This is a genomic window from Priestia megaterium, assembly GCF_023824195.1.
Classification (GTDB): Bacteria; Bacillota; Bacilli; order Bacillales; family Bacillaceae_H; genus Priestia; species Priestia megaterium_D.
Map to the genome: position 1 here is coordinate 447,376 of NZ_CP085442.1, position 15,159 is coordinate 462,534.

10 protein-coding genes, 1 tRNA gene and 3 rRNA genes are annotated in these 15,159 nt (G+C 41.4%); 12 read left to right on the forward strand and 2 right to left on the reverse strand.

Features of this window, described 5'->3' with window-relative positions; translation table 11 throughout:
- Positions 1-18: 18 nt before the first annotated feature.
- The 11 genes from LIS78_RS02415 (at position 19) to LIS78_RS02465 (ending at position 12,879) form a co-directional block, all read left to right on the forward strand.
- Positions 19-1,032, forward strand: coding sequence for a C40 family peptidase (locus tag LIS78_RS02415; protein WP_252284597.1), 1,014 nt, complete (start codon positions 19-21; stop codon positions 1,030-1,032).
- Between the two features lie 392 nt (positions 1,033-1,424).
- Positions 1,425-2,977, forward strand: a 16S ribosomal RNA gene (locus tag LIS78_RS02420).
- Positions 2,978-3,202: 225 nt separating this feature from the next.
- A 23S ribosomal RNA gene (locus LIS78_RS02425) occupies positions 3,203-6,137 on the forward strand.
- A 65-nt stretch (positions 6,138-6,202) separates the two neighbouring features.
- Positions 6,203-6,318, forward strand: a 5S ribosomal RNA gene (rrf, locus tag LIS78_RS02430).
- The 16S, 23S and 5S rRNA genes sit together here with 1 tRNA gene alongside, the layout of an rRNA operon.
- Positions 6,319-6,329: 11 nt before the next feature.
- A tRNA-Met gene (locus LIS78_RS02435) sits at positions 6,330-6,406 on the forward strand.
- 139 nt (positions 6,407-6,545) lie between these two features.
- The gene (locus LIS78_RS02440) at positions 6,546-7,151 is read left to right on the forward strand and encodes a hypothetical protein (protein WP_209150884.1); all 606 of its coding nucleotides are present in this window, start codon (positions 6,546-6,548) and stop codon (positions 7,149-7,151) included.
- Between the two features lie 345 nt (positions 7,152-7,496).
- On the forward strand, positions 7,497-7,994 hold the full coding sequence (locus LIS78_RS02445) for a GNAT family N-acetyltransferase (protein ID WP_013055206.1): 498 nt from the start codon (positions 7,497-7,499) through the stop codon (positions 7,992-7,994).
- Between the two features lie 249 nt (positions 7,995-8,243).
- Positions 8,244-10,016 carry an extracellular catalytic domain type 1 short-chain-length polyhydroxyalkanoate depolymerase gene (locus LIS78_RS02450; RefSeq protein ID WP_252284598.1) on the forward strand — a complete coding sequence of 591 codons (1,773 nt, stop codon included), beginning with the start codon at positions 8,244-8,246 and terminating at the stop codon, positions 10,014-10,016.
- A 279-nt stretch (positions 10,017-10,295) separates the two neighbouring features.
- A complete protein-coding gene (locus LIS78_RS02455) occupies positions 10,296-11,552 on the forward strand; it encodes a LysM peptidoglycan-binding and 3D domain-containing protein (protein WP_252284599.1) in 1,257 nt (418 codons plus the stop codon).
- 209 nt (positions 11,553-11,761) lie between these two features.
- Positions 11,762-12,523, forward strand: coding sequence for a M15 family metallopeptidase (locus tag LIS78_RS02460; RefSeq protein WP_013055209.1), 762 nt, complete (start codon positions 11,762-11,764; stop codon positions 12,521-12,523).
- 227 nt (positions 12,524-12,750) lie between these two features.
- Positions 12,751-12,879, forward strand: coding sequence for a YjcZ family sporulation protein (locus tag LIS78_RS02465; protein ID WP_013055210.1), 129 nt, complete (start codon positions 12,751-12,753; stop codon positions 12,877-12,879).
- Between the two features lie 53 nt (positions 12,880-12,932).
- On the opposite strand, the gene LIS78_RS02470 is transcribed toward LIS78_RS02465, so the two are convergent.
- Both LIS78_RS02470 and LIS78_RS02475 read right to left on the reverse strand, forming a co-directional pair.
- Positions 12,933-13,469, reverse strand: a complete 537-nt coding sequence (locus LIS78_RS02470) for an SH3 domain-containing protein (protein WP_013055211.1) — start codon at positions 13,467-13,469, stop codon at positions 12,933-12,935.
- A 160-nt stretch (positions 13,470-13,629) separates the two neighbouring features.
- Positions 13,630-13,803 carry a hypothetical protein gene (locus tag LIS78_RS02475; RefSeq protein WP_164796970.1) on the reverse strand — a complete coding sequence of 58 codons (174 nt, stop codon included), beginning with the start codon at positions 13,801-13,803 and terminating at the stop codon, positions 13,630-13,632.
- Positions 13,804-13,951: 148 nt separating this feature from the next.
- Here LIS78_RS02475 and LIS78_RS02480 point away from each other — a divergent pair, with 148 nt between their 5' ends.
- Positions 13,952-14,782, forward strand: a complete 831-nt coding sequence (locus LIS78_RS02480; RefSeq protein WP_252284600.1) for a GNAT family N-acetyltransferase — start codon at positions 13,952-13,954, stop codon at positions 14,780-14,782.
- Positions 14,783-15,159 lie beyond the last annotated feature (377 nt).

Genomic DNA, 15,159 nt, shown 5'->3' on the forward strand with positions numbered 1-15,159 from the left:
AGTAGAAGGAGAGAGACGATGAATATAAAACGTTGGCTTTTGACGGTAACAACAGTTATTTTAGCTACACTTGGGGTCAGTGCAGTTCCTTCTGTTCATGCTTCTGAAGAAAAAGAAACTGCTTATATAGATGTCGCAGCAGCTACTCTGTGGACAGCACCAAACATCTTGCGTGAAGTGGACGCTCCGTCAGCTACTAATCCTGTAGATATGAAAAAGTGGACCACATCGATGAATTTGAAACAGAAGCAGCAGTTATCTAGCGATGGGATGCTTGAGACACAAGCGTTATATGGAAACAAAGTAACGGTTTTAGAAAAGCAAGGAGACTGGGTCAAAGTAGCTGTAGACGGACAGCCTACTTCTCGAAATGAATTAGGATATCCCGGATGGATGCCTAATAAGCAGCTAACCTATAGTAAGAGGTACGAACAGTATGCAAAGAAGCCTTTTGTAATGGTGACAGCTCCGACTACTTATTTATATCATTCGCCTTCTTTGAAAAAGAAAGGTATTGAAGTTAGCTATAATACGCGCTTACCTCTTTTGGCAAAATCAAAGAGTGCATATAAAGTACTAAAACCAAATGGAAAGACAGCATGGATTTCTACAAAAGCAGGAAAAATCTACGCGTCTCAAAAAGATATTCCTGTACCAACTGGCACGGAGCTTGTTGAAAGTGGAAAGGCATTTTTAAACCTTCCATATTTATGGGCTGGCATGAGTGGGTTTGGATTTGACTGCTCTGGATTTACGTTTACGATGTACCAGTCCCATGGTATTACAATTCCACGTGACTCAGGGCCACAGTCTCGAGCAGGGAAATCAGTAGAGATGAACAATCTTCAACCCGGAGACTTATTATTCTTTGCCTATAACCAAGGAAAAGGAAGCGTCCACCATGTAGCAATGTATGCGGGAGATGGCATGATGATTCATTCGCCGAATTCCGAGCGGACAGTAGAGATTATTCCTTTAAACACGAAGGGGTACATGGAAGAGTATGCAGGTGCGCGCCATTATTTACCTTAATCACTAAGATGAGAAAGAAGCTCTTTTTGTGAAGGGCTTCTTTTTTAATATAGAGTATAGCTAACAAATACTTTTAAAAAAATAGAAAATTTAGTTTATTTACGTTTAACTACTTCTCAGTAAGGGAAGAAGTTAAACAAGAGAAAAAAATCATTTTTCTTCTTGAAACATATTGACTTTATGTGCAGAGCATTATATTATTATAAAGCGTCGTTGAGACATACTCGTAACAACGAAGCTGAAAAAAGAATTTTAAAAAGTTGTTGACATTACGTTAATAACTTGATAAGATAATAAAGTCGCTTAAGAGCGGCGGTTGAACTTTGAAAACTGAACAAAGCGACAAACGTCAACGTTAATTTTTATTTTTTAAATTGAGCAAGTCAAACATTTCTTCGGAGAGTTTGATCCTGGCTCAGGATGAACGCTGGCGGCGTGCCTAATACATGCAAGTCGAGCGAACTGATTAGAAGCTTGCTTCTATGACGTTAGCGGCGGACGGGTGAGTAACACGTGGGCAACCTGCCTGTAAGACTGGGATAACTTCGGGAAACCGAAGCTAATACCGGATAGGATCTTCTCCTTCATGGGAGATGATTGAAAGATGGTTTCGGCTATCACTTACAGATGGGCCCGCGGTGCATTAGCTAGTTGGTGAGGTAACGGCTCACCAAGGCAACGATGCATAGCCGACCTGAGAGGGTGATCGGCCACACTGGGACTGAGACACGGCCCAGACTCCTACGGGAGGCAGCAGTAGGGAATCTTCCGCAATGGACGAAAGTCTGACGGAGCAACGCCGCGTGAGTGATGAAGGCTTTCGGGTCGTAAAACTCTGTTGTTAGGGAAGAACAAGTACAAGAGTAACTGCTTGTACCTTGACGGTACCTAACCAGAAAGCCACGGCTAACTACGTGCCAGCAGCCGCGGTAATACGTAGGTGGCAAGCGTTATCCGGAATTATTGGGCGTAAAGCGCGCGCAGGCGGTTTCTTAAGTCTGATGTGAAAGCCCACGGCTCAACCGTGGAGGGTCATTGGAAACTGGGGAACTTGAGTGCAGAAGAGAAAAGCGGAATTCCACGTGTAGCGGTGAAATGCGTAGAGATGTGGAGGAACACCAGTGGCGAAGGCGGCTTTTTTGGTCTGTAACTGACGCTGAGGCGCGAAAGCGTGGGGAGCAAACAGGATTAGATACCCTGGTAGTCCACGCCGTAAACGATGAGTGCTAAGTGTTAGAGGGTTTCCGCCCTTTAGTGCTGCAGCTAACGCATTAAGCACTCCGCCTGGGGAGTACGGTCGCAAGACTGAAACTCAAAGGAATTGACGGGGGCCCGCACAAGCGGTGGAGCATGTGGTTTAATTCGAAGCAACGCGAAGAACCTTACCAGGTCTTGACATCCTCTGATAACTCTAGAGATAGAGCGTTCCCCTTCGGGGGACAGAGTGACAGGTGGTGCATGGTTGTCGTCAGCTCGTGTCGTGAGATGTTGGGTTAAGTCCCGCAACGAGCGCAACCCTTGATCTTAGTTGCCAGCATTTAGTTGGGCACTCTAAGGTGACTGCCGGTGACAAACCGGAGGAAGGTGGGGATGACGTCAAATCATCATGCCCCTTATGACCTGGGCTACACACGTGCTACAATGGATGGTACAAAGGGCTGCAAGACCGCGAGGTCAAGCCAATCCCATAAAACCATTCTCAGTTCGGATTGTAGGCTGCAACTCGCCTACATGAAGCTGGAATCGCTAGTAATCGCGGATCAGCATGCCGCGGTGAATACGTTCCCGGGCCTTGTACACACCGCCCGTCACACCACGAGAGTTTGTAACACCCGAAGTCGGTGGAGTAACCGTAAGGAGCTAGCCGCCTAAGGTGGGACAGATGATTGGGGTGAAGTCGTAACAAGGTAGCCGTATCGGAAGGTGCGGCTGGATCACCTCCTTTCTAAGGATTTTTACATGACGTACGTTTTGACACTTTGTTCAGTTTTGAGAGTTCAATCTCTCAATTATAGAAAGCACACTACTTTCTTCTTATCTAATAAGAAGAATTTTGGTTGCGATTGTTCTTTGAAAACTAGATAACAGTAATTGCTGAGGAAAAGTGAAACTTTTCTTTAATCAAACCAATAAATAACACAACATTACGTTGTACCATTTATTCGCTAATGGTTAAGTTAGAAAGGGCGCACGGTGAATGCCTTGGCACTAGGAGCCGATGAAGGACGGGACTAACACCGATATGCTTCGGGGAGCTGTAAGTGAGCTTTGATCCGGAGATTTCCGAATGGGGAAACCCACTGTTCGTAATGGAACAGTATCTTTATCTGAATACATAGGATATTGAAGGCAGACCCGGGGAACTGAAACATCTAAGTACCCGGAGGAAGAGAAAGCAAATGCGATTTCCTGAGTAGCGGCGAGCGAAACGGAATTAGCCCAAACCAAGAGGCTTGCCTCTTGGGGTTGTAGGACACTCTATACGGAGTTACAAAGGAACGAAGTAAATGAAGCGACCTGGAAAGGTCCGTCGAAGAAGGTAACAACCCTGTAGTTGAAACTTCGTTCCCTCTTGAGTGGATCCTGAGTACGGCGGAACACGTGAAATTCCGTCGGAAGCTGGGAGGACCATCTCCCAAGGCTAAATACTACCTAGTGACCGATAGTGAACCAGTACCGTGAGGGAAAGGTGAAAAGCACCCCGGAAGGGGAGTGAAAGAGATCCTGAAACCGTGTGCCTACAAGTAGTCAGAGCCCGTTAACGGGTGATGGCGTGCCTTTTGTAGAATGAACCGGCGAGTTACGATCCCATGCAAGGTTAAGCTGATAAGGCGGAGCCGTAGCGAAAGCGAGTCTGAATAGGGCGTTTAGTATGTGGTTGTAGACCCGAAACCAGGTGATCTACCCATGTCCAGGGTGAAGTTCAGGTAACACTGAATGGAGGCCCGAACCCACGCACGTTGAAAAGTGCGGGGATGAGGTGTGGGTAGCGGAGAAATTCCAATCGAACCTGGAGATAGCTGGTTCTCTCCGAAATAGCTTTAGGGCTAGCCTCATGTTGTAAGAGTCTTGGAGGTAGAGCACTGATTGGACTAGGGGCCCCCAACGGGTTACCGAATTCAGTCAAACTCCGAATGCCAAAGACTTATCCATGGGAGTCAGACTGCGAGTGATAAGATCCGTAGTCAAAGGGAAACAGCCCAGACCACCAGCTAAGGTCCCCAAGTATACGTTAAGTGGAAAAGGATGTGGAGTTGCTTAGACAACCAGGATGTTGGCTTAGAAGCAGCCACCATTTAAAGAGTGCGTAATAGCTCACTGGTCGAGTGACTCTGCGCCGAAAATGTACCGGGGCTAAACGTATCACCGAAGCTGTGGATTGACATCTTTGATGTCAGTGGTAGGAGAGCGTTCTAAGTGCAGCGAAGTCAGACCGTAAGGACTGGTGGAGCGCTTAGAAGTGAGAATGCCGGTATGAGTAGCGAAAGACAAGTGAGAATCTTGTCCACCGAATGCCTAAGGTTTCCTGAGGAAGGCTCGTCCGCTCAGGGTTAGTCGGGACCTAAGCCGAGGCTGAAAAGCGTAGGCGATGGCCAACAGGTTGATATTCCTGTACCACCTCCCCGCCGTTTGAGTAATGGGGGGACGCAGTAGGATAGGGTAAGCGCGCTGCTGGATATGCGCGTTCAAGCAGTTAGGCTGATGAGTAGGCAAATCCGCTCATCATGAAAGCTGAGCTGTGATGACGAGGGAACTATAGTACCGAAGTTCCTGATTCCACACTGCCAAGAAAAGCCTCTAGCGAGGCGGGAGGTGCCCGTACCGCAAACCGACACAGGTAGGCGAGGAGAGAATCCTAAGGTGATCGAGAGAACTCTCGTTAAGGAACTCGGCAAAATGACCCCGTAACTTCGGGAGAAGGGGTGCTCTGGTAGGGTGTATAGCCCGAGAGAGCCGCAGTGAATAGGCCCAGGCGACTGTTTAGCAAAAACACAGGTCTCTGCGAAGCCGCAAGGCGAAGTATAGGGGCTGACGCCTGCCCGGTGCTGGAAGGTTAAGAGGAGGGGTTATCCTTTGGGAGAAGCTCTGAATCGAAGCCCCAGTAAACGGCGGCCGTAACTATAACGGTCCTAAGGTAGCGAAATTCCTTGTCGGGTAAGTTCCGACCCGCACGAAAGGCGTAACGATCTGGGCACTGTCTCAACGAGAGACTCGGTGAAATTATAGTACCTGTGAAGATGCAGGTTACCCGCGACAGGACGGAAAGACCCCGTGGAGCTTTACTGTAGCCTGATATTGAATTTTGGTACAGCTTGTACAGGATAGGTAGGAGCCTGAGAAGCCGGAGCGCTAGCTTCGGTGGAGGCGTCGGTGGGATACTACCCTGGCTGTATTGAAATTCTAACCCGCGGCCCTGATCGGGCCGGGAGACAGTGTCAGGTGGGCAGTTTGACTGGGGCGGTCGCCTCCTAAAATGTAACGGAGGCGCCCAAAGGTTCCCTCAGAATGGTTGGAAATCATTCGTAGAGTGTAAAGGCACAAGGGAGCTTGACTGCGAGACCTACAAGTCGAGCAGGGACGAAAGTCGGGCTTAGTGATCCGGTGGTTCCGCATGGAAGGGCCATCGCTCAACGGATAAAAGCTACCCCGGGGATAACAGGCTTATCTCCCCCAAGAGTCCACATCGACGGGGAGGTTTGGCACCTCGATGTCGGCTCATCGCATCCTGGGGCTGTAGTCGGTCCCAAGGGTTGGGCTGTTCGCCCATTAAAGCGGTACGCGAGCTGGGTTCAGAACGTCGTGAGACAGTTCGGTCCCTATCCGTCGTGGGCGTAGGAAATTTGAGAGGAGCTGTCCTTAGTACGAGAGGACCGGGATGGACACACCGCTGGTGTACCAGTTGTCTTGCCAAAGGCATCGCTGGGTAGCTATGTGTGGACGGGATAAGTGCTGAAAGCATCTAAGCATGAAGCCCCCCTCAAGATGAGATTTCCCATAGCGCAAGCTAGTAAGATCCCTGAAAGATGATCAGGTTGATAGGTCAGAGGTGGAAGCGTGGCGACATGTGTAGCTGACTGATACTAATCGATCGAGGACTTAACCAAACTTTTAAAAGCGTAAGCTTTATACTCAGCAAACTGTTATCTAGTTTTGAGAGAGCAATCTCTTGTCTGGTGGCGATAGCGAAGAGGTCACACCCGTTCCCATACCGAACACGGAAGTTAAGCTCTTTAGCGCCAATGGTAGTTGGGACTTTGTCCCTGTGAGAGTAGGACGTTGCCAGGCATTTTTATTATCGCGGGGTGGAGCAGTTCGGTAGCTCGTCGGGCTCATAACCCGAAGGTCGCAGGTTCAAATCCTGTCCCCGCAACCAAATTATCTTTTATACATACTTGAATATATCATTATTATCCTTAGGCATAGCCTAAGGATTTTTTGTTTGGCTATATTTATAAACCCTTGTTTAGGTTATGATATAAGATAGTGATGCAGATTAATCAGGAGGTTTTTTCATGTTACAAAGTAATATTCAAACTTATATTGAAAAAGAAATGAACGTTCAAGGTCAATCTTTATCTCTATACCAGGAAGAAAAGGAATATGCGTTGCAAAAAGAGTTGGTACCGCAAAACCTGATAATAGAAGAAAAAGAGGCATCTTTACGTTTTAAAGATTCTTATATCGAAAGAGTAGATAAAGAAACGGACGAGCTGATCGCAGAAGAATCTCCTCTTTCGTTTTTAGATACTCCTATTTCTTACTTGAAAGAACACAGAAGTGAATTTCTATATGTAGAATCAAAATGGTTCGAATTTATTAAGCTTGATGGATGTTCTTTTGAAGTGGATGATGTGTTTGGCACATATAAAGTATTAACGGGGTTACATATGCAAAAAAAATTCGGTTCTGTACTAAAACAATTTTTTGCTAAAGAGCTTAATGAAAGCCCAACAAGCGTCCAGCTTTTATTTAATGATAAAGATGGATTATGGGATGTGAATATTGAGTTAGATGCTATAAAAGAGTTTGATGAAAAAATGTCGATAGGTGAAGCTCTTGTTCTTACATATCGTTTTTTCTTTCATCTAGTGGAGTATGTAGAGAACGAAAAAGCTTAAGAAGTGATGATTACTTTCACTGTAAAGCATAGAACTTAGTTTCTATGCTTTTTTTGATGAGTAATACGTAATGAATGCTAAATGAAGCTGGAAATACATTTACATCTCTATGTTTTTATGGAATGATAAAGAGTATCTTTACATATATGACTGCTTTGGGGAAGGACCAACTATCAGGAATCTTTCTAGTTTTTTGAGAAAGCAGCTCACATATTAGCTGTTAATAGCACTCAGAGCAAGAAAGCTTCTGTAGGATGAAGTATAATATATACATACAGGAACTATTTTTAACTTTATAAAAAATGTCTGCTGACGTATGGGATTATAAATAAAGAGGGGATGTTCATGTTATTAAGAAAAATAAAGTCTGAAGAATTGGCAGAAGTCTATCAAATGGGATATGCCGCATGGCCTAAAGGCAGGACGTACAAAGAGTATGTGAGAGATAATCAAAAAGAAGAAACATATGGAATTCGGTATGTATACGTAAATGAAGAGAATCAAATTATTGGTTCATTTATTTTGCTTCTTTTACAAACTCCTCGATTAAAGTTTGCTTTGCATGGTATTGGATCCGTTGTTGTACACCAGCTTTATCAACGAATGGGGTATGGCCGTGATATGCTTGAAGACTTTTTTAAAAAGATGAAGATAGAGAAGCGCAGCGCTATTTTTATGCTGTATAGCGATATTCTTCCTGAATATTATCATCAGTTTGGGTTTAAGGAGCTCCCTTCTCATTTACAACGTTATCCTCAATCCATTGCTATGGTAAATTGCAGCGAGTCACAATATGAATACTTAAGTAAGCAATCCATAGAAGACATACCGGCCTATTTTTAAAAGGTATGTCTTTTTTATAGTATTTATCGGCACAATCGTTTACAATTTTATGTAAGCGCTTTCTTTATTTGGAAGATGAATGATTTTATTCGTCCTCATAAGCGTAGGCAAATCGTGCAGTTAATATAAATTTTATTACATAAAACCTTGCTATCATCTTACTAGTAACTCTTATTCATTTCCCTACCATACCGATATGTACGTTTGCTGCCAAGTATAACCATATCAATATAAGGAGGAAGCAGGAAGATGAAACGATTATTTATAGCAGGGATGATTTTTATACTTTTTTTATCTTTAGGTGCTGTATCTTCTTCAGCCGCAGGAAGTTTTACCTCTAAAACATATAATGGAAGGACATACAAACTGTACGTACCTAGCAGTTATCAGAGAGGTGCTGCCTTACCTCTAGTAGTTATGCTACATGGCTGTACTCAAGACCCTGATCAATTTGCAGCAGGAACACAAATGAATGAACTGGCGGAGACAGAGAAGTTTCTTGTTCTTTATCCAGAACAACCTTCTTCTGCTAATTCAAATAAGTGTTGGAACTGGTTTGATACGGCTCATCAATCAAGGGGAAGCGGTGAACCAGCGTTAATTGCTGGAATGGTCAATCAAATAAAAAGCAGTTATTCAATAGATGCCGACCAAGTCTTTGTTGGAGGGCTATCTGCTGGTGCAGCTATGAGTGTTATTATGGGAGCTACTTATCCAGACATATTTGCAGCTATTAGCGTTGGAGCGGGCTTAGAATATAAAGCAGCGACTAATGTGACAGGTGCTTATACAGCAATGAGCAGTGGAGGTCCTAATCCTATCCAACAAGGAGATTTAGCCTATTCAGCCATGGGAGATCATAAACGAGTGGTTCCAGTTATTTTGTTTCATGGGACGGCCGACTACACTGTTGCGCCTATAAATGCGCATCAAATATTATCGCAATGGGCTCAAACAAATGATAGAGCGTCTGATGGGCTGGATAATAACAATATTGATGATACGGCAGATCAAACTGCAACAGGTACAGTATCTGGTGGAAGAAGCTATACGCAATATATTTACAAAGATACAGCTGGAAAAACAGTAATGGAAAAGTACATGATAGAAGGAATGGGACATGCTTGGTCAGGGGGAAGTACATCCGGTTCTTATACAGATCCTAAAGGACCAAATGCAACTAAATTAAGCTGGAACTTTTTTAAAAGCCATCCGAAAAATGGTGATGCTCCTAATTCAGGAGATATATCCCCACCGGTTACAGCTGCTTCACCAGCGGGAGGAACGTATGGAAGTTCTGTTTCTGTTTCATTATCAACCAATGAACCTGCCATCACTTACTATACATTAGATGGAAGCATACCAACTGTTAATTCTCTAAAGTACTCTGAGCCTATTACCATCAACTCTAGCAAAACAGTAAAGTTTTTTAGTGTAGACGCAGCGAGCAACCAAGAGGAAGTAAAGACGGAAGTTTATCAAATTTCTGGAACTTCAGAGAAACCTTCAGTATTTTCTTCGCTTGCTGCTGAAGATGGATTTATCGGAAACTTATCAGCTGACGGTATGAGTAGTTCTATTCATAAAATTGGGGATAAAGGAATGTACAATACCGACACATACCGAACCATTTTATCTTTTGACACAAGTTCTTTACCTGATGATGCAATCATTACGGATGTATCTTTAAAAATTTATCGCAAATCTTCAACTGGTAATATTTCATCTTTGAAAGGCGATATTAAAAGCCGTGTATTTGGAACTAGCAGTGCTTTAGAACAAATAGATTATCAGGCTTCACCATCTATTTCAGCGGGCTTCCAAATGTCAGTGCCTTCACTCAATAATGGATATACAACTATTCAACTTCCTTCCTCACTTTGGGGATATATGAATAGGACCGGCAAAACTCAATTTCGCTTGTCAAGCTCAGGTCCAGCGGACTTTTTAAGTGACGTAGTTGAAATTTATGGGGGCGACAGTCCTGCATATGCTCCAACTTTAACTGTTTCATATCAGTAAAAAAACCTTCTAAAAGCTAACTGCTTTTAGAAGGTTTTTTTTGCTGATAAGTTACTTTTATCACCGAATACAACTCCAACTTTTTATAGAGTTTTCTTCAAATTTTGACATGATTTTGATGAAATTTAATCATTATTCAAAAATGAATTGTCAGAAATATTACAAGAAAATGTTTAAAATTAATTAAATCCGTAATAAAAGTAAAATATTCCTGTAATGGAAGTGAAATGAACAGGTGGTATCATTCAGTCATTGAGTAAATAAGGAGGTATTCGGAAAATGAAGAAATTTGTATTTACTCTAGGGACAACGGCAATTCTTTCAGCAGGATTTGTAGGTGCAGCATCTGCCTCTACAAGCGGAACGTATGAAGTACAAAAAGGTGACACTTTATGGAAAATCGCTCAAAATCATAATGTGAGCGTAGACGAGCTAAAAGATGCTAATAACTTAACATCAACACTAATTTATCCAAATCAGACACTAAACTTATCTAGCATAAAAGAAATCGTACATACTGTAAAACGTGGTGACACTTTGTGGTCAATCGGTCAACATTATGGCGTAACAGTAGAAGAAATTAAAGAATGGAACGGTTTAACATCAGACTTAGTTTTCCCTGGAGAACAATTTAAAATTAAAACGGCACAAGCAGCTCAATCTCAAACAGCTAGTGCGCCAGTAGCAAAGGCAGCTCCACAAGCGCAGCAGCCTCAAACGGCACAAGCTCAGCAAGAACAAGCAGCACAAGAACAAACACAAAAAGAACAAGAGCAAGCTCAAGTAGCAGCACAAGAGCAAGCACAAAAAGAACAAGAACAAGCTCAAGTAGCAGCACAAGAGCAAGCACAAAAAGAACAAGAACAAGCTCAAGTAGCAGCACAAGAGCAAGCACAAAAAGAACAAGAGCAAGCTCAAGCAGCACAAGCACAGGTAGCACAAGAGCAAGCACAAAAAGAGCAAGCTCAAGCAGCAGCACAAGCACAGGTAGCACAAGAGCAAGCACAAAAAGAGCAAGCTCAAGCAGCACAAGCACAGGTAGCACAAGAGCAAGCACAAAAAGAGCAAGCTCAAGCAGCAGCACAAGCACAGGCAGCACAAGAGCAAGCACAAAAAGAGCAAGCTCAAGCAGCAGCACAAGCACAGGCAGCACAAGAGCAAGCACAAAAAGAACAAGCAGCTCAGCAACAGCAACAGCAACAAGCAGCTCAACAGCAGCAACAGCAGTCTCAACAGCAAGCTAGCGGCAAGTCTATGACTGTTGAAGCAACAGCTTATACAGCTAACTGTGCTGGATGCAGTGGTACAACAGCTACTGGAGTAAATTTAAAATCAAATCCAAATCAACGAGTAATTGCGGTTGATCCTAGCGTTATTCCATTAGGTTCAAAAGTATACGTTGAAGGTTATGGTCAAGCTGTAGCAGCAGATACAGGTGGCGCAATTAAAGGAAATCGAATTGATGTATTCGTTTCTTCAGATAGTGCTGCACAAGACTGGGGCAGAAGATCAGTTAAAATTACAGTTATCGACTAATACTAGTCTTATAGAATAGAAGTAAAGAGAGATGTCTTTTAGGAGACATCTCTTTTTTTTATGCTTAAAATGAACGTTTGAAAAAATTAGGTCCGGGCATACTAAAATTTATAGTAGGAATTAGTTTGTTATATTAGTAATTATTTCTTGATTTATATACAATGTTTGAGTGTCCTAAAAAGCTGAAAATATGTCAGGAGTATAGAAATATGAAACTTTATAAAAAAATGGCTTTACTAATAGTGCTGGGTGTTATTGCAGGATTCTCGTATCTAGGCTATCAGGGATTATTTCAGCACGACGATCATTTGAATACGTCTGATCATAATCCTTTATCTTCTTCTAAACAGAAGCAGAATAGTATAGAAATTGTAGGGAACCCAGAATCCATTGCTGTGTTAGTAAATAAACAAAATCTTCTTCCTGATCACTATGAACCCACTGACCTTGTATACCCAGACGTTCGGTTTATATTTAAAGAAAAAATTGAAAAGCGCCAAATGCGTACAGAAGCAGCAAAAGCGTTAGAAAGGATGTTTTCAGCTGCTGAACGAGAAGGAATTTACCTAGCCGGTGTTTCTGCCTATCGTTCTCAAAGCCGTCAAGAATCTCTTTATCAAGCGTATATAAAACAAGATGGAGAAGCGGCAGCTAATCATTACAGCGCTCATCCAGGCAGCAGTGAACATCAGACTGGTTTAAGTATAGATGTATCAAGCAGCACCGGTAAGTGTGCAGCTCAAGATTGTTTTAAAGATACTCCTGAAGCCAAATGGATTGAAGCAAATTCATATAAATACGGATACATTGTTCGCTATCCAGAAGGAAAGCAGCAGATTACAGGTTATAAATATGAGCCGTGGCATATACGATTTGTCGGGAAAGAACTCGCCTCTAAAGTGTCTAAGAAAGGAATTACGTTAGAAGAATATTATAATGACTACATGCAAGTTGATAATCCAGTTCAATAAAAAAGAAGAGTTATATAAACTCTTCTTTTTTGTATTGCTCGAATATACCCTTACTTTAAAAGGGGGAACGAGGGAAAGATGTAGAGATGAACCACGGGATGCTATATCCTATGCCTTACTAGTAAAAGAGTTAACGTTTATAAATTATAATGAATTTTGTGATAAAGAATACTCATGTTCGTTTTCATTTTCCTTCACATATTCTACAAAAAAGGAGGTGAAAGAAAATGAGTTTTTACGGAGGTTATGGTTATGGGTACGGATACGGAGCAGGTCACGGAAGTAGCTTTGCGTTAATCGTTGTGCTATTTATTTTACTAATTATCATTGGTGCTTCATGGGCAGGGCACTATTAATACGGTGTCCATAAATAAGCTCCCTTGAAATAATTCAAGGGAGTTATCTGTTTTTATCTATAAGTAGGTAACTGTAAGTACGAAGTGCTTACATATCCTTTAAAGCCGTTGTATTCTACAAAAGCCCAATCAAATGAAAGCTTGTTATCTTTTGAGTAGCCCCAAGCTAAGAAGCTGACGCTTTTTCCTTTAGGAATAGTTGTTACAACTTTGTTGCTTGTGCTAGGTCCTGTACGTAAATTAAGGTTAGCAGCTGTATGAACAGTAGAAGGGACTTTCATTAAATAGGAAGTACTGATATATCCGGTGCCGCCAATTATTTTAATAGCAGCCCAATCTGCATTTACAAACTTGACTACTTCAATTTGATCTTTTTTTCTTAATGTATCAAGAATCTTTCCCTGAGTGCTAGGTTTTGAACGTATATTGAGTACGTTTGCGGTCACTTCATATACGCTGAACGGTGCGTTTATTTTTTCTGCTGCACTTGCTGTTTGCTCGTGAGTGAATGGCAGTGTTCCAGATAGAGATGAAAAAGTAAAGCCCGCTGCTAATGCTAAAACCGATATAGATTTTGTAATTGTCTTCATACAAATATCCAACTCCTTAGTGAAATAGGTAATAACTTTTCTATAACACTAAGAATAAGGAATACTTGTTTCTAAATTGTTACCAACATATATCCCAGTTGTAAATTTATAAAAGGTCTGTAAAAAGGTTTATTTTACAGACCTTTTAATAGCATTATCGTTACTGTTCCTCGCGATCTTCCGTTGATTTGTAAAAAGAAAAATATACAAAAACAGATAATACTGTTCCATAAATGCTCCACAAAGCTAAAGCGAAAATAAATTCTTTCTGCAGGCAATAAATAATGGTTAAAGCAACTAGTGCAATAAAACTTATTAAAATGGTCTTTTTCATAAGCACCCCGCCTATTTAGTTTGATTACTCTATATGCTTTTTGATCTTGCTTTTACCCTATAATTATTCGACTGTTGCGCTAAAGATGAAAGGAAAAAGTTAAATAAAGCCGAACTTATAATAAAAAGAAGAATGCAGGGGGCGTTTTATGTTAGAACAACATGTGTTAGAAGATATACAAAAGCTACAGTCTATTTGCGAACAAGAAGAGCACATAGAGCTGAAGCTGAATTTTGATATGCTACGAAGTCGAAAACAAAATGAAGTTAACGATTTTTTTCATTATGAAGATAATCAGCTTGTTGGGTTTATTGGTCTTTATGGGTTTGGGAATACAGTAGAAATATGCGGAATGGTCGCTCCTAGCTATCGCCGAAAAAGGATTTTTTCAAAGCTGTTTTCTCAAGCTTTACATATCTGTAAGAAGCGTGAGTATACAGAGATTTTATTAAATGCTCCTGGCGATTCGGTTTCAGGCAGGGAGTTCTTAAAGCAAATTCCATGTTCATTTACTTTTTCAGAATATCAAATGAAGTGGACAAAAAAAGAATTGGAAGATGATAATCCCTTTGTTACACTTCGCTCTTCTAAATTAGATACAGATATGAAAATGGAAATGCAAGTTGATGTGGAATGCTTTGGTATGTCTTTAACAGAAGCAGCTGCTTATTATGAACAAATGAAAACGGAAGGAAAGCAAAATCATTTTATTGTAGAGTACAATAGTCAAGCGGTTGGAAAGTTAAGGGTATCTTATGATAAGAGCGAAGCATGGATTTATGGATTTGGTATTTTGCCTTCTTATCAAAAATTGGGAATAGGAAAAGCTGCTTTAAAACAAGTTGTTTTACAGCAGCTTAAGCTAGGATATGATATATTTCTTGAGGTTGAAGCGAAAAACAAACGCGCTTTGCAACTCTACGAAACATGCGGTTTCAATTCATATCACGTGCAGGATTATTACGTATACAGCTTGTAGATAAAAAACACGGAAATCTTAGATTTTCGTGTTTTTTATCTACATATTAGATGATATGTGCTTTTTTGAGTAAATAATGAGAAAGTAGAGAAAAAGTGATATGCCCGTTGATAAAAAAAGGGAAGGCCATACAAATATGATAGGAGCGCTGCGAGCAAGGATACACGTAAGAATACCTCCAATGAATGCTTTTCTAAACAATTGATAAGCCGTATACCCCAGGCTAATACTGATAAATACATTGATGAGGCTAAGAAAAATAAAAGAAAAAAACAAATTATTTCCTCCTTGTTTTTAATACGCCATAGAAAAGAAATATTTTACATTTTGAGTATAGCAAAAAATAAAAAAACAATAAAACTTGGATACTAAAGATG